Origin of the sequence: Amycolatopsis sp. NPDC059657 (assembly GCF_042734395.1) — a bacterium.
Lineage (GTDB): Bacteria > Actinomycetota > Actinomycetes > Mycobacteriales > Pseudonocardiaceae > Amycolatopsis.
Map to the genome: position 1 here is coordinate 1 of NZ_JBHWEB010000145.1, position 22105 is coordinate 22105.

15 protein-coding genes are annotated in these 22105 nt (G+C 67.5%); 6 read left to right on the forward strand and 9 right to left on the reverse strand.

Going from position 1 to position 22105, the window contains the following annotated elements; translation table 11 throughout:
- Positions 1–4253, reverse strand: a 4253-nt coding sequence (locus tag ACFV15_RS42345) for an SdrD B-like domain-containing protein (RefSeq protein WP_378358380.1), incomplete at its 3' end; no start/stop codon positions are given.
- 145 nt (positions 4254–4398) lie between these two features.
- On the reverse strand, positions 4399–5238 hold the full coding sequence (locus ACFV15_RS42350) for a hypothetical protein (RefSeq protein ID WP_378358381.1): 840 nt from the start codon (positions 5236–5238) through the stop codon (positions 4399–4401).
- Positions 5239–5682: 444 nt separating this feature from the next.
- Between ACFV15_RS42350 and ACFV15_RS42355 the strand changes: the two genes are divergently transcribed.
- Both ACFV15_RS42355 and ACFV15_RS42360 read left to right on the forward strand, forming a co-directional pair.
- On the forward strand, positions 5683–5895 hold the full coding sequence (locus tag ACFV15_RS42355) for a hypothetical protein (RefSeq protein ID WP_378358383.1): 213 nt from the start codon (positions 5683–5685) through the stop codon (positions 5893–5895).
- Positions 5896–5965: 70 nt separating this feature from the next.
- Positions 5966–7099 (forward strand): epoxide hydrolase family protein, encoded by a 1134-nt coding sequence (locus tag ACFV15_RS42360; protein WP_378358384.1) that lies wholly within the window; start codon positions 5966–5968, stop codon positions 7097–7099.
- A gap of 16 nt (positions 7100–7115) precedes the next feature.
- Here ACFV15_RS42360 and ACFV15_RS42365 read toward each other — a convergent pair whose 3' ends face one another.
- Positions 7116–8174, reverse strand: a complete 1059-nt coding sequence (locus ACFV15_RS42365) for a serine hydrolase domain-containing protein (protein ID WP_378358386.1) — start codon at positions 8172–8174, stop codon at positions 7116–7118.
- A 190-nt stretch (positions 8175–8364) separates the two neighbouring features.
- Here ACFV15_RS42365 and ACFV15_RS42370 point away from each other — a divergent pair, with 190 nt between their 5' ends.
- A complete protein-coding gene (locus ACFV15_RS42370) occupies positions 8365–9051 on the forward strand; it encodes a MarR family transcriptional regulator (RefSeq protein ID WP_378358388.1) in 687 nt (228 codons plus the stop codon).
- A 77-nt stretch (positions 9052–9128) separates the two neighbouring features.
- Complete coding sequence (locus ACFV15_RS42375) at positions 9129–11282, forward strand: helix-turn-helix domain-containing protein (RefSeq protein WP_378358389.1); 2154 nt, start codon at positions 9129–9131, stop codon at positions 11280–11282.
- On the opposite strand, the gene ACFV15_RS42380 is transcribed toward ACFV15_RS42375, so the two are convergent.
- The 4 genes from ACFV15_RS42380 to ACFV15_RS42395 form a co-directional block, all read right to left on the reverse strand.
- Positions 11279–12430, reverse strand: coding sequence for a family 2 encapsulin nanocompartment cargo protein terpene cyclase (locus ACFV15_RS42380; protein WP_378358391.1), 1152 nt, complete (start codon positions 12428–12430; stop codon positions 11279–11281). The two genes, ACFV15_RS42375 and ACFV15_RS42380, sit on opposite strands and share 4 nt — an antisense overlap.
- Before the next feature lie 28 nt (positions 12431–12458).
- Positions 12459–13322: a geranyl diphosphate 2-C-methyltransferase gene (locus tag ACFV15_RS42385; protein WP_378358392.1), complete on the reverse strand. Its 864-nt coding sequence runs from the start codon at positions 13320–13322 to the stop codon at positions 12459–12461.
- Between the two features lie 259 nt (positions 13323–13581).
- Positions 13582–14073: a bifunctional nuclease family protein gene (locus tag ACFV15_RS42390; RefSeq protein ID WP_378358401.1), complete on the reverse strand. Its 492-nt coding sequence runs from the start codon at positions 14071–14073 to the stop codon at positions 13582–13584.
- A gap of 67 nt (positions 14074–14140) precedes the next feature.
- A complete protein-coding gene (locus tag ACFV15_RS42395) occupies positions 14141–14761 on the reverse strand; it encodes a hypothetical protein (RefSeq protein WP_378358393.1) in 621 nt (206 codons plus the stop codon).
- Between the two features lie 188 nt (positions 14762–14949).
- Between ACFV15_RS42395 and ACFV15_RS42400 the strand changes: the two genes are divergently transcribed.
- Together ACFV15_RS42400 and ACFV15_RS42405 are read left to right on the forward strand one after the other, a co-directional pair.
- A complete protein-coding gene (locus ACFV15_RS42400) occupies positions 14950–17898 on the forward strand; it encodes a tetratricopeptide repeat protein (RefSeq protein WP_378358394.1) in 2949 nt (982 codons plus the stop codon).
- Positions 17899–18172: 274 nt separating this feature from the next.
- Entirely contained in the window at positions 18173–18301 is a 129-nt protein-coding gene (locus ACFV15_RS42405) for a hypothetical protein (RefSeq protein WP_378358396.1), read from the forward strand.
- 48 nt (positions 18302–18349) lie between these two features.
- On the opposite strand, the gene ACFV15_RS42410 is transcribed toward ACFV15_RS42405, so the two are convergent.
- The gene (locus ACFV15_RS42410) at positions 18350–20773 is read right to left on the reverse strand and encodes a hypothetical protein (RefSeq protein WP_378358398.1); all 2424 of its coding nucleotides are present in this window, start codon (positions 20771–20773) and stop codon (positions 18350–18352) included.
- 227 nt (positions 20774–21000) lie between these two features.
- Positions 21001–21846 (reverse strand): alpha/beta hydrolase, encoded by an 846-nt coding sequence (locus ACFV15_RS42415; protein WP_378358399.1) that lies wholly within the window; start codon positions 21844–21846, stop codon positions 21001–21003.
- Positions 21847–22105 lie beyond the last annotated feature (259 nt).

Here is a 22105-nt window from a genome sequence, read left to right on the forward strand (position 1 = left end):
TCATCACCCGCGTCGACCTTGGTCAGGGTGTAACCCGCGACCGCCGCCGGAAGCGCCTTGACATCGAAGCACACCGAGTACGTGCCATCCGGCAGATCACCGAAGCCGTACTTACCGGAAGCGTCGGTCTTGGTGGTGTCCTTGACCGCGCCCGTGCCGTCCTTCAGCGTCGCGGTGACGCCTTCGACACCGGGCTCGCCGTCGTCCTGCAGACCGTTGTCGTTCTTGTCGATCCACACGTAGTCGCCGAGCTTGTTCAACGGCGCGGGCGGCGGGGCCACGAATCCGGCGTCCAGTGTGAGGTCTTCACGCTTGTCCGCGCCGAGCACCGTCGTCTTCGTGCAGCCGGTGCCGGGATCGGCGTCGGAGTCCTTGGCCGGGTCGCCCTGGTTGGCGGTCGTGAGCGTGTAGCCCTTGATCGCGTCGGGCATGTTCGCGATGTCGAAGCACACCTGGTAGGTGCCGTCGAGCAAGCCGCCGAAGCCGTACTTGCCACCGGCGTCGGTCGTGGCGGTGCCGAGCTCCTTACCCGCACCGTCCTTCAAGGTCGCCTTGACGCCTTCGATACCCGGCTCGCCGTCGTCCTGCAGGCCGTTGCGGTTCGTGTCGATCCACACGTAATCGCCGAGCTTGTTCAACGGCGACACCAGGCCCGCGTCGAGCGTGAGGTCTTCACGCTTGTCAGCTCCCAAAACCGTGGTCTTGGAACAGCCCGTGTCGACCGCGGCGTCGGAGTCCTTCGCCGCGTCGCCCTTGTTCGGGTCGGTGAACTTGTACCCCGGCATGTTCGCGATGTCGAAGCACACCTGGTACGTGCCATCCGGCAAATCACCGAAGCCGTACTTGCCGTCGGCACCCGTGGTCGTGGTGCCCTTGTCGGCACCCGCACCGTCCTTCAGCGTGACCTTGACGCCGTTGACCGGCGGCTCACCATCGTCCTGCAGGCCGTTGCGGTTGGTGTCGATCCAGACGTAGTCACCGAGCTTGTTCTTCGGCACCACCGGAGCGACAAGACCGGCATCGAGCGTGAGGTCCTCACGCTTGTCCGGGCCCAGCACCGTCGTCTTGGTGCAGCCCGTCGCCGGGTCGGCGTCGGAGTCCTTGGCGTCATCGCCCGCGTCGACCTTGGTCAGCTGATAGCCGGTCACCGCTGGCGGCAACGTCGCCATGTCGAAGCAGACCTGGTACGTGCCGTCCGGCAGCTTGTCGAACAGGTACTTCCCGTCCGGACCGGTCTTCGTGGCGGCCAGCTCCTTGCCCGTGCCGTCCTTGAGCTTGACGTTCACCTCGGGCACCGCGGGCTCATCGGCGTCCTGAAGACCATCCGAATTCTTGTCCACCCAGACGTAGTCGCCGAGCTTGTTCTGCGCGGAAACCAGACCGGCGTCGAGCGTGAGGTCCTCACGCTTGTCAGGGCCGAGCGTGGTCGTCTTGGTGCAGCCGGTGCCCGGGTCCGCGTCGGAGTCCTTCGCGTCATCGCCCGCGTCGACCTTGGTGAGGACATAGCCCTTCACCGCGTCCGGCAAGTTCGCCACGTCGAAACACACCTGATACGTGCCGTCAGGCAGGTTGTCGAACAGGTACTTGCCATCCGGACCGGTCGTCGTCGAGGCACCGTCCTTCAACGTCACCTTGACACCGGGCACACCGGGCTCATCCGGATCCTGCAAACCGTTGGCGTTCTTGTCATTCCAGACGAAGTCGCCCAGCTTGTCGGTCGGCGCGACCAGACCCAGGTCGAGAGTCGGATCGTCGCGTTTGTCCGGACCGAGCACCGTCGTCTTGGTGCATCCGGCCGCGTCCGCGTCGGAGTCCTTGGTGTCGTCACCGGCGTCCGGCTTGGTCGGCTTGTAGCCCTTGACCGCGTCCGGCAGATTCGCCACGTCGAAACACACCTGATACGTGCCATCGGGCAGCTTGTCGAAGAGGTACTTGCCATCCGGACCGGTCGTCGTGGAGGCACCGTCCTTCAACGTGACCTTCACACCCGGCACACCCGGCTCATCCGGGTCCTGCAAACCGTTGGCATTCTTGTCATTCCAGACGAAGTCACCGAGTTTGTTCGTCTGCTTGGCGACCGTCAGGCCACCATCGACACAGTGATCGACCGAACCGGCCTTGCCCGTCGTGACCGCCGCCTGGCTGGTCGCCGGGTCCACGTTGGAATCGACGCACCGGTCCGCACCGGCTTCCTTGCCGGTCCAGTTCAACGTCGCCGCCGCAGGTGCGCCAGGCAACTTGCTCGTATCCGCGGCCGAATAGTCGAACTTCACGTTGTAACAAGTCTCGGCCTTCAGCCCATCAGGCGTGCCGAAGTAGTACTCCCCCTTGGCATCCGTGGTCTTCGTCGCCACCACGGCACCACCGGCACACGCGATCAGCTGTGCCTTCACGCCCGGCACCGGCGGCTCATCGCCGTCCTGGACACCGTCGGCGTCAGTGTCGAACCAGATCCGGTTACCGATCTGCACCGGCGCCAGGTCACACAGCGCCTCGAGGTCGGCGAGACCGGCCGCCTTCCCGAAGCCGCCGTTCGGTTTGTTGTCGGCTATGAGCTCCAGCGAGTTCGCGTGGTTGCTCTGCTGCATGGTGCCGTTGGTCCGGTCGAACCAGCCGGTGCCGTTCGTGGTCAGTGCCAGCGGGTCCATCACGTTGACCGGCATCCGGTCCTCGCCGAGCACCACGGCCAAGGCACCGAGTGAGGTTTCCTTGTGCTCGGCGTACTGGTCGGTGTAGTACTCACCCGGGTAGTACTCGATGACCTTGTTCGTCTCGCCGCCACCCTTCCCCGGGTCCTTGGGCAGGTTGTTCGGGCAGTTCCCCGTGCCCTCCCAAGCGAACTTTCCGTCCGCCTGCAGGCAGGCGCGGTTCAGGTCGCCGGCATTGAGGGAGTTGAGCAGGAAGTTCTGGCCGTTAGGGAACGGCGTCTCGTTACCGCCCATGTCAGAGAACCGGTCACGGAACGCCAGCACCAGGTCGCCGTTCGCCTCGACGCCGATATCGCTCAGCATCGGCATCGGCATGCCGAGGTACGCGGCGGGATCTCCGGCAGGCGGCCGCTCGTCGGTGGCGAACACATCGTCCCACGGGCCCCACATCTCGAACTTGTATTCGCTGCCGCGCGGGAACCCGAGCTTCTGGTCGATCACCTTCGCGCCGAACGCGCCCGCCTTGAAAGGCAGCACGATCGCGCGGACGTCGTTGATGCTCTTGCTCGACTGTCCACTGCAGACACCGCCGACCCACAAGGTCCCGTCACGCATGCCGAGGCCGGTCGGCCGCCAGTCCGACGCGGCCTTGCAGCCGGGATCGGGGATGGCGACAGACGACTTCGCGGCGCCCGCGGTCGCACCGGTCGCGTCGTAGACGTAGAGCTTGCGATCGGCCATGTTCACGACGTAAAGCTCGGTGCCGTCTTCGGAAAGCTCGATGTCGCCGAGGCTTTCCTTGCCGGGGATGGCATAGAACGGGCCATCGGCGTTGGTCGACATCTTGTGCGCGGTCGTGCCCGCGTTCGGCACGGTCGCGAACAGCTTCGTCGAACTGCCGTCGGCGGCGGTGACGTAGATGCCACCCTGCCCGCCAGGCCCGTACTCGGTAAGGCGCTTCGCATAGGCGCTGGAAAAGACCCGCTTCTGGTCCTTCTGATACGCCATGCCGAACACGGTGCCCGTGTCGGCCTGCTTCGCCCGCGTGGTCGCCGCCGTCCTGTTACGCGCCGTCCAGGGGAACGTCACCAGCGAGCGAGACGTCTTCGGGTCACCCTTGAACGTCGTCAGGTCCAGCTGGCAGGCGGTGACCAGTTCCGGGTTGTCCTGGCAGTAGTCGGCCGGGTTCCAGACACCGACCGTCAACTCGACGGCCTTGCCAGCCGAAACGTCCACAAAGGAATTCAGCGTCGAGAGGCCCTTACCGGCAGCCGCGGGCTTGAGGTACGACATCGAGTCGGGGATCTTGGTGTCGACCCGGTACTTGCCGCCCGCCAGCGCGGTCGTGCTCACGGTGACCGTGCCGTCCGCCGCGGTGGTGCCCGCGGCCGTCTTGCCGTCCGGCGCGGTCACCGTGATCCCGATGTCCTTGACACCGACTTCCAGCGCCGCCTCGTACGAGCCGTTGCCGTTGATGTCCCGGACGACCCGGATCTTCAGCGAACCGTCCGCCGGGTCGGCGGCGGCCTGAGGTGTCGACGAGACGAACACCGTCCCACCGCCGACCAGAGCAACCGCGAGCGCGAACCCTAGTGTCCTTCTCAACACCGGCCTCCTACAGCCACACATCTGGCGGTGAAACTCAACCGGCTGATGATGACCATTTAGGACGGTCGCGGCCTCCGGTGGCCCTCTGACGAGCGGCAAGTCCACTCGACAGGGTTACGCCATAAGAGGGACAGTGTGGTCGTTACGCTTTCGTGACCAGCGCCTTGGCGTGCGTGGCGTAGTGCGCGGTGGCGATCGCGCCGGACATCGCCAGCACCAGCCCGGCGACGGTGAACAACGCGAACCCGTCGCGGACCCGGTCATCGAGGAAGACCAGCCCGATCAGCGAGGACAGCGCGGTGTTCGTGGTGAACATGATCGCGTTCACCGCGGTCGCGCCGCCCTTCTGCAACGCCATCGCGAACGCCACGGCCGCGCCCAGCCCGTTCAGGATCATCGCCCACACGGACGGCTCGACCAGCAGCAACCACTTCGAGTCGGGGATGCGCAGCGTCCGCGCCGACACCCCGACGACGCTGAAGCCCAGCCCGGTGGCGAACGCGAGCACCTGAGCGGCCCACGGCCGATCATGGTGCCGGGCGTAGTAGGCGATCGCGAACACCACGATCGCCACGGCGGGCAGGACCCAGCGCCACTGCGTCGGCAGCACCCGCGCGGGCCCCGGCTGCGCCGACAGCCCCAGCAGCACCAGCCCGACCGCGCCGACCCCCAGCGCGATCCAGCCACGCGGCGCCAGCCTGGCGCCCAGGAACGCCGAGATCACGGCCGTGACGCCGACACTGAACGCGAGCACGGACTGGACCAGGAACAACGGCAGCCGATGCAACGCGGCCGCCGCGCAGGCGAAGCCGACGAGGTCGACCCCGATGCCCAGGAAGTAGATCGACTGGCTCCGCAGGTTGACCAGATCCAGCGTCCTGCCGCCGTACGCGCCCGCCCGGCGCACACCGATCGACTCCAGCACCGAGCCGCTGCCCGACGCGAGCGCCGCCAGCAGCGCGAGGATATAGCCGAGGATCATGTCAGCAGTCTGTCAAGCCGCTGCGCCCGCTCGCGGCGTGGGTGTCACCCAGCGCCGTGGCGGTCGCGGTGCGTGCACGACCGCTCACCTGCCCAAACCTCCCCGGCCCCTGGCTTGGCTCGGCTGCGTGAAAGGAGCCTTCACACAGCCCGTCTCGCGCATCGGGCGAGTGGAGATCAAGGGCGTCTCCCGTATGGGGTCGTGAGTGGTACGGCCGGCTATTGCGCGGGGGAAAGTCTTTGTACGCACTCGGGGGCACCCTCACTTCGCGATGGGGCATGAGTGGTAACTCTGCTGTATCCAACGCAGCAGGGGAACCCCTCGCCCGCAAGCGTCACCGCGGACTCCCGACGCAGCCCAAATACGGGGTCGCGAGTGCCCCGAAGCCAAGATCCCTTTCGTACGAACAGATCCATCCTGCGTGCCCACCCACGCTGGGATAAAGTGACAGGTCCCCTCTCCGAGAGCGAGGACCGCATGCTCGCCATCGCCGCCGCGGTACTGTTCGGGATCGCGTTGCTGCTCCAGCTGGCCGATCTGGCTTTCGGCCAGGTGATCACCGGCACCACCCTCATCACCGCCGGGCTGCTATGCCTGGCGCTGCACATGGCGGGCGTCGCCACCTCGCGCAAATCCTTCCGGCGACGTCGTCGTTAGTCACTGTCCATAATGGACCCGAAGCGGAACTGAAGCGAAACTGTCGGTGCCCGCTGCTAGCTTCGGTGACATGATCACTTCATTCCGGATCGGGTTTCCCGACGAGCGGCTGACCGACCTCCGCGACCGCCTGCACCGCACCCGCTGGCCCGATGCCGAGCCGGTCGGTGACTGGTCGCAAGGTGTTCCCTTGGCGTACCTGCGCGAGCTGTGCGCGTATTGGGCTACCGAATACGACTGGCGGGCGACCGAGCGAAGGCTCAACGCGCTGCCCCAGTTCCGCACGGACATCGACGGGCTGGGCGTCCACTTCATCCATGTCCGCTCGCCACACGCGAACGCGCTGCCGCTCGTGCTCACACATGGCTGGCCGGGATCGGTGCTCGAATTCGAAAAGGTGATCCCTTCACTGAGTGACCCACCCGATCCCGCCGACGCGTTCCATGTCGTGTGCCCGTCGCTGCCCGGGTACGGCTTCAGCGATCGCCCCGCGGAACCGGGTTGGTCAGTGCAGCGGATCGCCCGCGCGTGGGCGGAACTGATGGCGCGCCTGGGTTATCAGCGCTACGGAGCGCAGGGCGGCGATTGGGGCACCAGTGTCACCACGAGCCTCGGGCAGCAGGACGCGGCCCATCTCGCGGGGATCCATGTGATGCCGCCGATCGCCGCGCCCGATCCGGCGACGCTGGACGATCTCACCGATGCCGAACAGCGGGCGGTCGCCGATCTCCGGCACGCGGAGCGGCACGAGTCGGGCTATGCCGAGCAGATGACGACCAAGCCCCAGACGGTCGGCTACGCGCTGAACGATTCGCCTGCCGGTCTCGCCGCGTGGATCGTCGAGAAGTTCCGGTCGTGGACCGACGGTGAGCTGGAACGGGTGCTCAGCCGGGACGAGTTGCTCGACGACATCACGCTGTACTGGCTGACCGGCACCGCGACCTCGTCGGCCCGGCTGTATTGGGAGAGCTTCCGCGAAGTCGGCGAGTGGTTCTCCAGGTCCACCGAGGACACCGTGGACGTGCCGACCGGCTGCTCGATCTTCCCGAAGGAGATGCCGCGGCCCTCGCGCCGCTGGGCGGCCAAGCGGTACACCGACATCCGCCACTGGGGCGAGCCCGAACGAGGCGGGCACTTCGCCGCGTTCGAGCAGCCCGAGTTGTTCACCGAGGAGGTGCGCGCCTTCTTCCGGCTTGTCCGCTAGCCGGTGGGGACACACTTCACGCGGACGCGAACTCCGCCTCCAGCAGATCCGTGAACACGCCGATCGGATCCGGCCTGCCGCCCGCCGCCCAGTCACCGTTCACGTTGGCCACGACCAGCCGCGAGCCGTCGCGGGTGCCGAAACTGTACGACCACGACCCGTGGATGGCGCCACCCATCCCCCAGACTTCGGTGCCACAGGCCAGTTTCACCGAAGCGACGCCGAGGCCGTAGGCGGTGTTCGGGATCCACTTGTCCCCGGTCGCGACCATCGTGAACATCTCCTGCTGCTCGGCGGGCTTCAGCAGTGCGCCGCCGAGCAATTCGCGGAAGAACCGGCCGAGGTCGCCGGCGGTGGAGATCATGTCGCCCGCGCCCCGGCCCCACGACGGGTTCAGCTCGGTCACGTCACGCCCTTCGATATCAGGGAGGTAGAGCTTCGAGTAGTGCCTGCTGTGCGGACCGGGCACCGACGCGTCGTCGCCGACCGGCACGGAGGTGCCGGTGAGACCGAGCGGCTGGAGGAGGCGCCGCGAGATCTCGTCGGCCAGCGCCGAGCCCGTCACCCGCTCGACGAGCAACCCGGCCAGCACGTAGTTGGTGTTGGAGTAGCCCCACTCCGTGCCGGGCGCGAAGTCGGCCGGATGCGACATCGCGATCTCGACGAGCCGCTCGGGGCGGATGCTGTCGAAACGGTGCTCGAGGAAGGCGAGGCCGGTGTAGGTCGCGATCAGCGCGGGATCCAGCACGTAGTTGAACAGACCACTGGTGTGATTGAGCAGCTGCCGGACGGTGATCTCGTCGCCGACCATGCCCGGCAGCCACTTCGTCACGGTGTCGTCGAGGCTCAGTTCGCCCTCGCCGGCGAGCTGCAGCACGACCGTGGCCACGAAGGTCTTGGTGGTGCTGCCGATGCGGAACCGGTGATCGGCCTCGCGAGCACGCCCGGTCTCGATATCGGCAACACCGGCCGTGCCGAACCAGCGGTCCTGGCCGTGGTGGATCTCGGCGAGAATGCCGGGCACGCCGCCGTCGGCGACCGCGTCCTCGAGTACCCGCGTCACGGAATTCGTCATTGTCCATCCCCATTTCCTGTGGTTTTCCCCTACCAGAAACGCTACAGGCGCAGACGCTTTCCCATCAACACGAACGGCTTCACAAACTAGGAAACCAGCAGGTAAATCCGCTAAATCATTGCAATGAGAATGCGAGGTAATGCAACACAGTGTTGCAATGGACTATTGCTTAACGCCTATACTCGGCCCCATGCCAGGAGGACGACTCACCCGTCAGGACCGTCAGCTCATCGCCACCGGGCTGGCCAGCGGGCTCAGCTTCAACGAGATCGCCAAGAGCCTGGCCCGCCCGACGTCGACCGTCACCCGCGAGGTGGCGCGCAACGGCGGACCCAACGGCTACCAAGCCCACCGGGCCCAGCAGGCGACCGTGCGACGCGCACGCCGGACCAACCAGGCGGCCCCGGCCGCGCCGGTCGCCGACGACACCGGCGGCCGCGACCCCGAGACGGTGCGGCAGCTCGAAGCACGCTTCACCGAAATGCTGGTACAGACCGGGCTTCCCCGGATGCCGACCAGGGTGCTCGCCTCGCTCTACACCACCGACACCGGCAGCCTGACCGCCGCCGACCTGGCACGGCGGCTGCGGGTCAGCCCGGCGTCGGTGTCCAAGGCCGTCGCCTACCTCGAAGATCAGCAGCTGATCCGGCGCGAGCACGACGAGCGCCGCGACCGGTACGTCCTCGACGACGACCTCTGGTACCGGTCCATGCTCGCGAGCGCCGAGCGCAACGCGACGCTGGCGGCCGCCAGCCGGGAAGCCGCCGAAGTGCTCGGCAGCGAAACCCCGGCGGGGATCAGGCTGGGCAAGGCCGCCGAATTCCTCCAGCAGCTCAACGACGACATCGTCGAAGCGGCGAAGCGGCGTCGCAGATAGCTCGCCAGGGCACCACTGCCGCTGATTTTCCCGCTAGAGTCCGTTTCCGGTAGGAAAAAACGGGGAGGGGCTCCTGCTTGACCAGCCAGTTCGGCGCACGGCTGCGGCAACTACGGCTGCGGGCGGGTATGACGCAGGAAGAGATGGCCGCGCAGTCCGGTGTCGGCGTCCGCACCATCCGCGGGCTCGAGACCGGTGAGCGCGCCGGCCCGCGCATGGTGACCGTGCGCCTGCTCGCGGACGCGTTGAGCCTGGACACGGCCGAGCGCGACGACCTGTTCGCCGTCGCCGTCGGCAGGCCGGGCCGCGCGCGTCCGGCGGCCGAGCCGGTGCGGCCCGCCGTGGAAGGCCCGCTCGCCGAGGCCGCCGATCAGCTCGCGCAAGCCGTCCGGACCCGGTGGCAGCGCGAGGAAGAACACCGGCGCGTCCAAGATCCGTTCCCCTTGCCGGTGCGCTGGCGTCCGGTACGCGAGGACCTGATGGACCATTGGGCGAACGTCCGCCGCACCCCCGCCGGGGAAACGGCCGAGCCGGTGCCGCTCGACGGCGGGCTGGGCGAGATCGCGGACGTCTACCGCCGCGTCCCGTCCGGCAGGCTGGTGGTGCTCGGTAAGGCAGGTGCCGGGAAGACGATTCTGACCTTGCGATTCGTGCTGGACCTGCTCGCCGGCCGAGGCCCCGCCGACCCGGTGCCGGTCATCTTCGGTGTCGCCTCCTGGGACCCGGCGACGACCTCGCTGCGCGATTGGCTGACCGGCAGGCTCGTCCACGACCATCCCGGACTGGCCGCACCGGCGCCCGGCAGCCCGACGCTGGCCGCCGCGCTCGTCGACGACGGCTGGATCCTCCCGGTGCTGGACGGCTTCGACGAACTCGCGGGCGGGCTCCACCGGTCCGCGCTGCTCGCGCTCAACGCCACCACCTTGCCGTTGCTCATGACCAGCAGGCCTGCCGAGTTCGCCGCGGCCGTCGCCCGCACCGACGTGCTCACGGCCGCCGCGGGCGTCGAGCTGACCGACCTTTCCCCCGCCGACTGGGCGAGCTACCTGCCACGCAGCTCCCGCAAGCTCACCACCGGCGACGCGACCGTCTGGGATCCGATACTCGCCAAGCTGCGTGACGAACCGGAAAGCCTCGCGAACCTCACCGCGGTGCTCGCGACGCCGTTGATGGTCGTTCTGGCCCGCACGATCTACAGCGACTCCCCCGGCCGCGATCCCGGCGAGCTGCTGGACACGACCCGGTTCCCCGGCCCAGGCGCGATCGAAGACCATCTGCTGGACGACTTCATCCCGACCGTCTACCGGCATCGGCCCGGCGAACAGCGCTGGAACCAGGACCGCGTCCAGCACTGGCTCCGCCTGCTCGCCGTCCACCTCGACGAGCTCGGCACCCGCGACATCGCCTGGTGGCGGCTCGGCGCGGGCTTACGCCGCTCCTCGCGGATGCTCTGGATCGGACTGGTCGTCGGCCTCGTCAACGGCCTGGTGAACGGGATCGTGGTCGCGCTGCGCTACCGCCCGATCGACGGGCTCGTCTCCGGCCTGGTCGCCGCGGCCTCGGTCGGCCTCGCCTTCGGACTGTGCCACGGCCTGGTCGGCGGTGGCACGATCGTCGAGCCGGCGCGCACCCGGATCCACCTGGTCAGCGGCCTGCGGCAAGTCCGGGCGAAGATCGTGCGCAGGCTGCTGGCCGGGCTCGCGGGCGGACTGGCCGGCGGGCTCGTGCTCGGTCTTACCGGCGGGCTCGGCGTCGAGCTGGTGGGCGGCGTCGGCAACGGCCTCGCGGGCGGGATCGCCACGGGACTGGGCATCGGCCTCGCGGGCGGGCTGGTGTTCGCGATCATGGCCGGGCTCGAGGCACCAGCGGACATCCGCTCCGCGGTGAGCCCCGGCGAGCTGCTGGCCGCGAACCGCACGACCGTGCTCGTCCAGCTTCTCCTGTGCCTGCCCGCGTTCGGAGTCGGCATCGGGCTGTCGTTCGGATTCGCGGACGGGGTCGTGTTCGGCGTGGTGGTCGGCTCCGGTCTGGGAGCGGGCTACGTGCTCAGCCTGACCGCGTGGGGGCAATGGCTCGTACTGTCCCGGCTCTGGCTTCCGTTGACGGGCCGGCTGCCCTGGACGGTGCTCGCCTTCCTCGACGACGCCTACCAGCGCGGCGTCCTGCGCCAGGCGGGCGCTGTCTACCAGTTCCGCCACGCCCGGCTACAGGACCGCTTGACCCTGACCTAGCCGCGGTACCGCGGATTCGTGTTGTGCCACTCGAAACCGCCCGCCATCCAGGCCCGCACCCCGCGCATGAACCGGTGCAGCTCGGGCGAAGGCACCGCCAGCAGCGCCCGGTGCCCCGCCTCGAAGTCACGGACGAGCTGGTTGTGCAGATCGACCGTGAGCTGGGTGGCGTCCTCGATCGAGATGTCCTTGTCGGCCGCGATCTGCAGGACCATGTTGCAGACCGGGTTCTCGTCGGCCGCGTCCTTGGCCACCGAGAAGAGATCGTTGACCATCACCGACGCCGTGCCCGCCTGGGTGAGCGCGAGCCGGACGCGCGGGTCGTAGTACAGGTTCGCCGGGAGCTCATAGCCGCCAACGGCGTCCACCAACGTCATCGAGGTGTAGAAGCTGTCATGCTGCCGGGCGGCGAGATATTCCCACGCCGGCGGGTATTCGCCGGTGTAGCGCCAAGCCGCATAGGCGTTCCAGCTGACGAACATCGCGAAGGTGGCGTAGCAGATCCGCTGGACTTGCGACGGCGTGCCGTGCCGGGTCAGATGCTCGACGCCGGAGTTGAGCGCGATGAGGATCGGGTCGGCGCGCAGCGCCTTGTCCAGCTCGGCGGTGAACTCGCCGGCGGGCGCGACCGGGTCCATCGCCGCCATGACCAGCGCGAGGCGGGGCGGGAGCCGGGTGGGCACGGCGCCCATCTCGCTGTCGTCGGCGTAGTAGTCGTCGGCCGCCCACCAGGCGGCGTTGAGCTGGGCCGAGATCAGCAGGCGGTCAGGATCGTCGCAGTCCGCGTGCGCGAGCATGACCAGCCTGCCGAAGCCGGCTTTGAGCAGCTTTTCCTGCTCCTCTTCGGAAAACCCGCAGTCGCCGGCCCACTCGGCCAGCCGCGAGTCGACCTCGGCGCCGAGAGCCTCGTTGTCCCGCTCCAGCACCGGGACGTAGAGCGGCGACGCCTTGCCGTCGCCCCACGCGACCTCCGCGTAGGCCGGGTCGGGGCCGAACTGGGTCGTCAGCCTGGCGGCCGACGTGCCCAGTCCCGACGGCCCCGCGAGCGCCGAGGCCGTCACCGCCGGAACCGTCCTTAACGGACAGCCGCGGACCTGCGGGGTAACCGCGGGTGCGAGCTCCTCGGTGGCGGCAACGGTCTCGGTCATCATGCTCCCGTCTTCTCGGTCGGACTGGCTAGACGCGGTCGGCGGCGATCAGCAGGTAGTGGAAGCTGCCCTCGCGGTACGCCGTGAGGAACGGCCCCTCGATCCCCGTGGCGACCGAGGACTTCTCCCGCAGTTCCCAGTACGGGATCGTCGCCGCGGTCAGGTCGACCACGTTGATCGGGACGAACCCGTTGGCCGCCAACGCTTTAAAGTACTCCCCCCGGGAGTGGATGTTGCAAATGTAGTGCTGGTCGATCTGGCTGACCGCCCGTGACCGGCCACCGGTCACGTCGTTGTAGCACCCGGTGATGGTGACGTACCGGCCACCGGGAGCGATCTGCCGCGCGTGCTCGGCGAACAATTCGTCAAGATCCACATACATGGTGCTCTCGTTGTTCCACGCACCACGCAGTGAACCCGTTTCGAAACCGGTGTCGAGCATATTGGTCAGGTGATATTTCACTTTGTCGTCGACGCCGCGCTCACGCGCCCTGGCATTCGCGAATTCCACCTGCTGTTCGGAGATCGAAACGCCGTCGACCTGACAGCCGAAGCGGTGGTTGGCCATGATGCTCGTGCCACCCCTGCCGCATCCGGCGTCGAGTAGTCGGTCACCGGGCATGATGTCACCCAGATGGTCCAGCAGCACGTCCGCCTGCGCGGTCTCCAGCCGGTGCATCTCCGCGATGATGGCCTCATCACGCCTTTCCGCGGGCACCTCCAGCACGGCGGGGTCATAGTCGCCGATGCCGTAGTGGTGGTGGTAAAGACCATCGACCTCACCCAGACGCAGGTTGACCGGATCTTTCTCGGTGTTCCAATACTCCGCTACCGAACGCTGGTAGTCGGTACGCAACACCGGACGACCCGCGGTCCCGTGAACGATGGCCATTCAAGCTCCCTCGGACGAAAAATAGACACAATTGTCACGCATAACCCGCCGAATTTCCCCCGGCCTTGGGCACAAACGAAGCTAGCATCCGGTCTGCCGCCAGTACAGTCACCGAATGAGTGCAGGGAAATAGCGACGGAAATCAGTGACCAATGCGGCGAACTGTTCATTTGCAGCAATTGGTCACTCACCCCGGTGACGGGGAACCACCGCGGGTGAGCACACCGGCGGCGGACTACTCCAAGCGAGTCAAACCCGGCTAGTCGCGGAAGTCGTCGGGCGTCAGGCGGTCGAGCAACGCCCGGAAGTCCGCGACCTTCTTGTCTTCTTCGACGACTTCGTCGACGCCGTCGAAGAAGACTGACTCCAAGGCCGCCGCGTCGAGCACCGCCTCGGCGGCGCGCAGCGGGACCCCGGCACGCAGGCCGAGCGCGATCGCGTCACTCGGCCGCGCCGAGACGCGCAGCCCGCCGTCCAGCACCAGCTCGGCGTAGAAGATCCCGTCCGCCAGCGCCGTCACCTCGACCGAGCGCACCCCGCTGCCCAGCGCCTCGATGATGTTGCCCAGCAACTCGATCGTGCCCGGCCGCTCGCTCGGCTCGCCGGTGTGCGCCGTGAGCAGCGCCGACGCCTCGGCCTCGCCGATCGTGATCGCCAGCCACCGGCGTTCGCCCGCGCTTTCGCGCAGCAGCAACACCGGCGCCGCCATCGGCGGCAGTACGGCCAGCCCGCGGACATCCACCGGCACCATGTCGATCACCGCTTCCCCACTCCGGAAACGTCTCGAGTACCCACTGCCGCCGAAAGCAATCCTCGGGTCACGCGGTCCGCAGCCAGGCCGTCACGTCGACCTCTTTCGCCAGCACCCTGACCGGCGTGAAGCGGCCGGGGTCGACCTCGCGATAGCCGTGCCTGACCACGCCCTGGTAGATCAAGTCGGACACGACGAGCACGACATCGGCGTCGTCGTCCGCGCGCAGCCGTTGATAAACGGGCTCACCGTTGACAAGCCGGCAGGCGAGGTTGACATCGGCGCCGACCCAGCCCGCCGCGTCACGCAGCACCTCCCCCGCGTGCAGTGAGACACGCAGGCGGATCCTGGCCGTCGTACCTGCCGACGCGTTGTACGCGCGTACGGCGGCGGTCAGCCTCGGGAGCACCGGGTCGAGCAGGTCCAGCTTCGAGACACGGGCGGGCACGAGCACGATCATCCCGTCCCCTCGGTCCTCGACCGCCAAGCGGAACCAGGCGACCCCGGCCGCACGGAACGCGGCACGGACGGAAGCGCCGAGTACCGCGCGCAAATTCAACTGCATGCGGTTGTCGAGCCTGCCGAAACCGGAAACATCGATCACGAGAATCGACCGATGCTGCGGTACTCCGCGTTTGAGCGTCCGCTTACCGAATAACAGGGTGGTGTGCATCATGCTCCTCCTCATGTGCGCTCCATCCGGGCATCGAAAGCCTGACGTGGCAGGCGGTCAACAAGCGGTCAGCGGCGGCGAGGTTTGTGACAAATGCGTGTCAGAGGGGGTGAACACGGTGGGCAGCGGCTGCCGGAAATGCCAAAATCACCGAAAGCGAGCTTGCGCTTCAGCAAATCCCGGGGAGGGGGCGTGCTGGTCAGGTGGAAATCGCGTTCGGAATTCTCGGTCGGACCAGGATGCAGGTGCACGGGCAGCTGACCGTGCAGTGGGGACGCCCCAAGGAACGAGAGATCCTCGCCGCGCTGCTCGTCCAGCCGAACCGCCGGGTCAGCGTGGAGATGCTGGCCGAGTGGGTGTGGGCCGACCCCGCACAGGAACCGCACAATCCGGCGTCGACGTTCCGCACGCACACCGGCCGGATCCGCTCCGCGCTGCGCGACGCCGGGCTTCCCGGCGAGCTGCGCACCGTCGACGGCTCGTACCTGCTGGCGGTCGACCGCGGCGCGATCGACTATTTCGCGTTCACCGAACTGGTCGGCAAAGCCCGGAACCACAGCACGGGTGGCGAGCATCTCGCCGCGCTGGAGGTGATCACCGCCGCGATCGGCCTGTGGACCGAGCAGCCGCTGGCCGACCTGCGCTCCGAGCGCGCGGAGAACTGGCGGCAGCGCGCCATCCGCGACCAGTGGTTGCCCGCGAACCAGGTGCTGGTCGGCGAACTCGTCGCGCTCGGCAGGTTCGACGAGGCGCTCGACCGCCTCGATGACCTGCACGACGAGCATGGCACCGATACCGGCCTGGCGAAGCGACGTCTCGAAATCCTCTACGCGCTGGATCGCCCACTCGACGCGCAAGGCCACTTTTTGGCCGTGTACAAGGATCTCAAGGCCAACGGCGACCACGCCGCGGCCGACGAGCTCCGCCGCGCGCACGACGGCATGGTGCCCACGGCCAAGGTCACGGTCAACCGGAGACCACGCCGGGCACTGCTGCCCACCGATCCCGGCGATTTCGTCGGCCGCGCCGAGTTGAAGTCGGCGCTGGACGGCCTCGCGCGCACCGCGGACGGCAAGCTGCGGCCCGGCTTGATCATCCTCGACGGCCTGGCGGGCATCGGGAAGACGTCGCTGGCCGTGCACTGGGCGCACCGGCAACTCGGCACACTCGCCGACAACGTGATCTACCTGGACATGCACGGCTTCGAAGGCGGCAAACGCCGCGAAGCCGCCGACGTCGTCGACGAACTGCTGCAGTTCTTCGACGTGCCCGCCGACCGCCTCACCGACGCCGGGCGACGCGCGGCCAAGGTCCGCGAAATCCTCGACGGCACAAGGACCTTGCTCGTGCTGGACAACGTCGCGGACTCGGATCACCTGCGGCCGTTACTGCTGACGGTGTCCCGGTGCCTGCTGCTGGTGACCAGCCGTCATCGCCTGACCGTGCTGGCGACCAGGCACGGCGGCAGGCATTGTTCGGTGCCGTTGCTGGATTCCGCGCTGAGCGTCGAATTCCTCACGCGGCGCGTCGGCGGCCGGGCGGCGGGCAAGCACCAGGCCATCGACCGGCTCGCCGCGCTCTGCGCCGGTCTCCCGCTCGCCTTGCAGCTCGTCGTGCACCACATCGACGCGCGCCCGGACGCGGGGCTGACCCAGTTCGCCGACGAGTTCGCCGATCAGGGCAGGCTGCTCGACATCGGCGACGACGGCGACGATCCGCACGCGAATCTGCGGGCGGCGTTGTCGGTCACCTACAACGCGCTGCGCGAGCAAGCCCGGATCCTGTTCCGTGCGCTGGGTTTGTCACCGGCACCCGAGATCAGCCTGCACGCCGCGACCGCGTTGCTCGGCGAGCCGGTGCGGGAAACCCAGCGGCTCATCGACGTACTGGTCAGCACGCATCTGCTGACACCGACCGGCGCACCCGATCGCTATCGGATGCACGACCTGGTCAGGGCGTTCGCCCGCGAACTCCCGACGGACGGCTCGGCCGCCGAACTACGGCTGCTGTCGTTCTATCTGCACACGAGCTATCACGCCGACCGGATGCTGTTTCCCTTCCGTACTCCCGTTCCGATGCTCGAACGCGAACCAGGGGTTCCCGTTTTCGGCTTCACGACGGAACAAGACGCGGCGGCCTGGCTGCTTCGCGAACGCCGCATGTTCACCGCGCTCGTCCCGTGGGCGGCGCAGCGCGGGCACAACGCGTACGCGTGGCGGATTCCCCATAACCTCTACGGAGTTTTCCGGCGCCATGGTCATTACCAGCAGCTCGCGACGCTGTACGAAGTCGCCGTGTCCGCCGCTCAGGCTTGCGGGGACCTGGAGCCGGAAGGCGCCACCCGTAACGACCTCAGCCTGATCTACCGCGCGCTGGGCGACTGGCCCCGATTCCTTCAGGAGTGCCATCTCGCGGCCGCGATCGCCAGGCGTACCGGCAGCGTCGTGGGTATCCCGATCTCACTGTTCCACCTGGCCGGGCACAAAGTCCATTTAGGAGAGTTGCACGACGCGGTCGAGGTGTACCACAAAGCGTTGGCACAGGTGGTCAGCACCGGCGCGACCGGCCTGCAGGCCTCGATACTCCACGAGCTGGCCAAGACCCGCCGACTGCTCGGCGAGCACGGCACGGCCGTCGAACTCTTCGAGCGCGCACTCCGGCTGAGGCGAGCGGCAGGCAATCGCCATGGCCAGGCGGACACCCTCACCGAACTCGCGGCCACCCTCCACGAGGAAAACCTTTTGGCGACCGCGCGCATTCACGCCGATGAGGCATTAGCGATCGCGCAGCGCCTCAATGACATTGAGATCGCGCCGCGCGCTTGCGGTGTTTTGGCCGCTATTCATTATGATTTGGAGAACCTCCGTATCGCGGCCGGTTACGCGCGGCAAGCGGTGCGGCTCGCGGCGATGAGCCACAATTCCCAGGCCGAGGCGGACGGTTTACGCACGCTCGGACAGGCCTTGTTCGACCTGGGCCGCTATGACGCCGCCGAAGAGGGCTGGCGACAGGCCGAGTCGATCTACACGGACCTCGGCGACCGCTCTCACCTGCGGTTGGTCCAGGCCAATTTGACAACGCTGGCGGCTGTCGATCGCGTGCCGGACCCGCGAACCCCGCCCCCTGAAACGAATTACTCTCAGGTTCGCTAAGCGTTTAACTCACTCACACGAGGAAAGCGCGGGCTTCTCTCTACTCTTAGTCATGCCGATGTCACGCGATTCGCCGCGTCGTGAAGGCGCGCGCCCACTTTGGGAGTACGGCGAATGGGGGTCCTGTGACAGCGGCACGAACTGATCATCTACTGTGCACCGCACGCGGCCTCCGCAACCCGAGAGGCGCGAAGGGCACGCCCCACCTCAATTGATCAACTCAAGAGAAAGTGAAACACTCTTGACGCAAGGAACAAGGGCCATCGGCCTTGCTGTGCTGCTGCTGACGTTCGGCGCAGTGATCGGTTCCGCCAGCGCGCTGGCATCTCCCGCCCCAGAGCAGGCCAGCGTGGCCTACTGGAACCACGAAAGCTACTGGAACCACGAAGGAATCAAGAAGTAGTCCCCGCTGAAGTGGCCCCGCCGCCCGCACGGCGGCGGGGCCGTCAGATCAGCCTCCGAGGATGCAGAGCAGGTTGCACGCGGTCGCCGACGAACCGGCCGTCGTCACCGGCGTGCTGCCGACCGGTGTGTACGTCGCCGATGCCGTATTGGTCAACGGCAGCAGTACCACCAGGACAGACGATGAGCAGTAGACCTGTTTCGCCGCCCCCGGTGCGAGCGAGAACGTGCCCGCCGCCGTGGCACAGGACGGTTGCGCCGAGTCGTTGACCTTGGCGGCCGTGATGCCGATCGGGCCCGCGTTGGTCACCGTGATCCGCCAGTACGGGTGAGCCAGCAGCAGCCCGAGAATCCCGACCGGCGCCTGTTTCACCCATGGTCCCGCGCCGCCTGGCCCACAGTCCGCGGCATGGTGCGACGCGCAGATCTCCTTGTTCACCGTCACGTTCGGCAGGCAGGCCGCGCCGGGCTTGACCCCGAAGCTGACCGTATTGGACGTGATCGCGCCGCTCGCGTCACTGCCGGTGGCGCCGTTGGTCACGCCGGTGGCCGTGCAGGCCGCCGCGACCGTGGTCTGGAAGCAGACCTGGGGCGCGTCGCCGCGATAGGTCACCGTCACCGACGGATGGTTCGTCGGCGTGAAGTCACTGCCGTTGTTCAGCACCAGTGACACGGCGATCGAGATCGACGGATGCGCGGCATATGAGATCCCGGACAGATCGATGGTGCCGTCCGGCGCGATGGCCGGGGTGGCGACCGTTCCGCCCGCGTCGGTGACCGTGACCGTCGACGCCGCCAGGTTCACGTTGGCGAGGTTGATGTTCTCCAGCTTGGCGTTCTGGTAACCCTGCACGTGACCAGTGCCGCCATCGCAGTAGAACGCGGACGGGTTCAGATCGATCGTCACGCCACTGTGGATACACGGCGACGCGCCGGTCATCGGGTCCTCGGAGAACAGCACGCCCGCGTCGCCGAGACCGATCAGGCATTTGGTGGTCGAGTCGTAGGCGTAGCCGTAGTCGCGCGTCGAGCCGCCGTTGACACCCGGATGTGCCGCGGGCGAGGGGAATCCGGCGCACGCGGCCGCCGTCGTCCAGTCGTGGCAACTGGTCGAGCCCAGTGTGCCGCCCCAGGAACCGAAGTAGCTGCGGACATGCCCGTCGGCCGTGGTGACGGTCTCCGGGTTGAAGACGAGCTCACCGGCGGGCAGCGAGGAGAACACCGACGGCGGCGTCAGCGGTGTGCCGTCCAGTGCGTAGCAGAAGCCGGTCGGCGCGGCGCCGACCGCCGTTCCGCAGGCGCCGACGGCGTTTCCTGTTGTGTTGTAAGCGGTGTACGCGCTGTAGGAGATGTAGCCTGGCGCGGGCCCGATGGGCCTGGGCGCGGCCCATGACGTGCAGGCCGTCGTCGTGGCCGTGTCGAAGCAGCCGAGCACCGGCGTCTGCCCACCTGGCGATGAAGAGACGAAGACCTTGTCGTTCACCACGGTCAGCGAGCCGACGTAGTTGGCGCTGCCCTGGCCGTTGCCCGGCGCGACGGCGGCGTAGGGCTGACCGGCGCACGGGGCGCGGCTCGTCATCGTCAAGCACAGCACCTGCCCGGTGCTGCCGACACCGTAGATGTTGCCGCCGGAAGCGACGAGCCCGCCGATGTTGGTGACGGCGTTGGTCGCCAGCGGGAAGAAGCCGCAGTTCTCCCGCTGTTCCAGGTCCAGGCAGCCGACACCGGTGCCCGAGGCGGTGGTTCCGCCGTAGTAGACCACGCCCGGCCGCACGGGATCGTGGACATACTGCTCGATGAACGCGCTCGCGATGTCACCGGTATTGCCGGAGCCGAACGGGCCCGGCGTGGTGTTCAGCGGTTTCGGCCATGGTCCGCCCGCACAGAGCCCGCCTGCCGACAGGTCGACACAGACCAGTTTCGCCGCGGCGGCGCCGGCGTGGTGGAAGATGTTCCACGACTCGACCGAGCCCGAAGCCGTGCGATGCAGGATCGGGGTGTAGCCGTCGCCGCCGGTCGCGGTCGAGGCCGCCTGCACCGGCGGAAGCAGGTTGCCGGTGAGCGTCGTGCCGCCCGGTCGTGCGTTCTGGTTGGTGGCACGCACCGAAACCGTGGCCGCGCCGGGGTCGTTCGGCTGAAAGAGCGTCCCGTCCTGCGACCACGCCGGGGTCCAGCCCGGCGGCACCTTCAGCGAGCCCGGCACATAGGTCTGCGCCGATCCGGCACCGGTGATCGGGTCCGTGATGGTCGTCGGCCCGCCCTCGGTGTTCGCGTAGTCGAGCACCCAGTTGAGCGTGTCGCCGTGCTCAACCGGATTCGCGCCGGGATGGGTCAGGTTCTGCGCGCTCTTGGTGAGCTCCGAAGGCGCGGCCGCGCCCACGTCCGGTGCCGTGACGATCATCGCGGCGAGCAGCACTCCCACCGCGGGTACCGCAGATTTCCGCAGGCCGAATCGCCTGGATCTTCGTGTCATTTCCGCCCCTTGCAGCATTGATCGGGTATCACCCTGCCAAGTGCAAGCGGCAGCCTAAGATCCGGAAGTCGCCGTCAACAACGGCATTCACTGAAATGCCACAGCGGACCATCCGGTTGGCGCAGAGCATTTCCCTGGTTTGTTTTTCACCATTTTTCAAAGTACTGAGCACGCGCGGGCAAAGTAGCTTGACCGCGTATCGGGCTGGGACGAGGCGGCGCTCGCCCCTACTGCTCGAGCTTGACGAGGATGTCGGCCAACGCAGTGGGTTCGCGGAAGAAACCGGTGTGACTACTGGGAATCGAGTGGACGGCGAAGGGATTGGCGGGGGTGAGCGCGTCGGCTTCGGTTATGTAGAGGTCTTGCGCCGCGAGGGGCATCGCGCGGTCGAGCGTCGTGCGGACGAAGGTATGGGGAATGGTGCCCCAGGTGGCTTTGTCGACGCGGTGATCCCAGGCCGGGTCGGCCTGCCAGAAGATCTCGTCCGGCTGGCTGTAGGCGATGAAGCCGAGGTACTGCTGCGGCGTGAGCTCGGCGCACACCGCGGCGCGGAGGCGTTCGAGGGTCGCCTTGTCGGCGCCACGCCAATTCAGGCGGATGAAGCCCAACTCGGCCGGGTTGCCGACCGTGATCGGCAAGACCGCGGGAAGAAGCTCACTCGACGCCCACGAAGGGCCCGCCGGATATTCGGCCGCGGCGCTGCGGACCGGGCATTGGGCGGCGATGTACACGAGGTGGGACACCAGGTCAGGGACCGCGTTGGCGACCGCCGTGATGACGAGGCCACCGAAACTGTGTGCCGCCAAGATGACCGGCCCGTGCTCGTGGACGCGGCGGACCACGTCGATCACGTGACCGATCGTCTGCCCGGCCGTCACATCCGCCAGCGCCGACGGTTCGGTCGCGAAGGTTTCGAGGTCTTGGTCGTGGTAGGCCTGGCTGAAACCCGCGCCCCGGCCGGGAAGGTCGACCGCGATCGTCCGGTGGCCGCGCAGGGTCAGTTCCTGCTGGACCGTCGACCAGGCGCGGGCGCTGCTGCCGGATCCGTGAACGAAAACGTAAGTGGGATTCATGGGGCCGATTATGAGCAGCGATCACCGAACCAACGCAAGGAATCGCACTTTAGGGCCGATAAATCCACCCTCAAAGGAATGGTAGTCAATTAATTCGAAGAGGACGAAGGAAGACCTGCCATGGCCTCAAAGCGATTATACACCAACGACTTTCACCAGGAAAGCTCGCATGGACCAGGGCCCGCTCCGGGGTCGTGAGTGGTATGGCCGGGGGGTGAAAACCCCAAAACAAACACACCCCCCCCCCGCGGCAAAACGA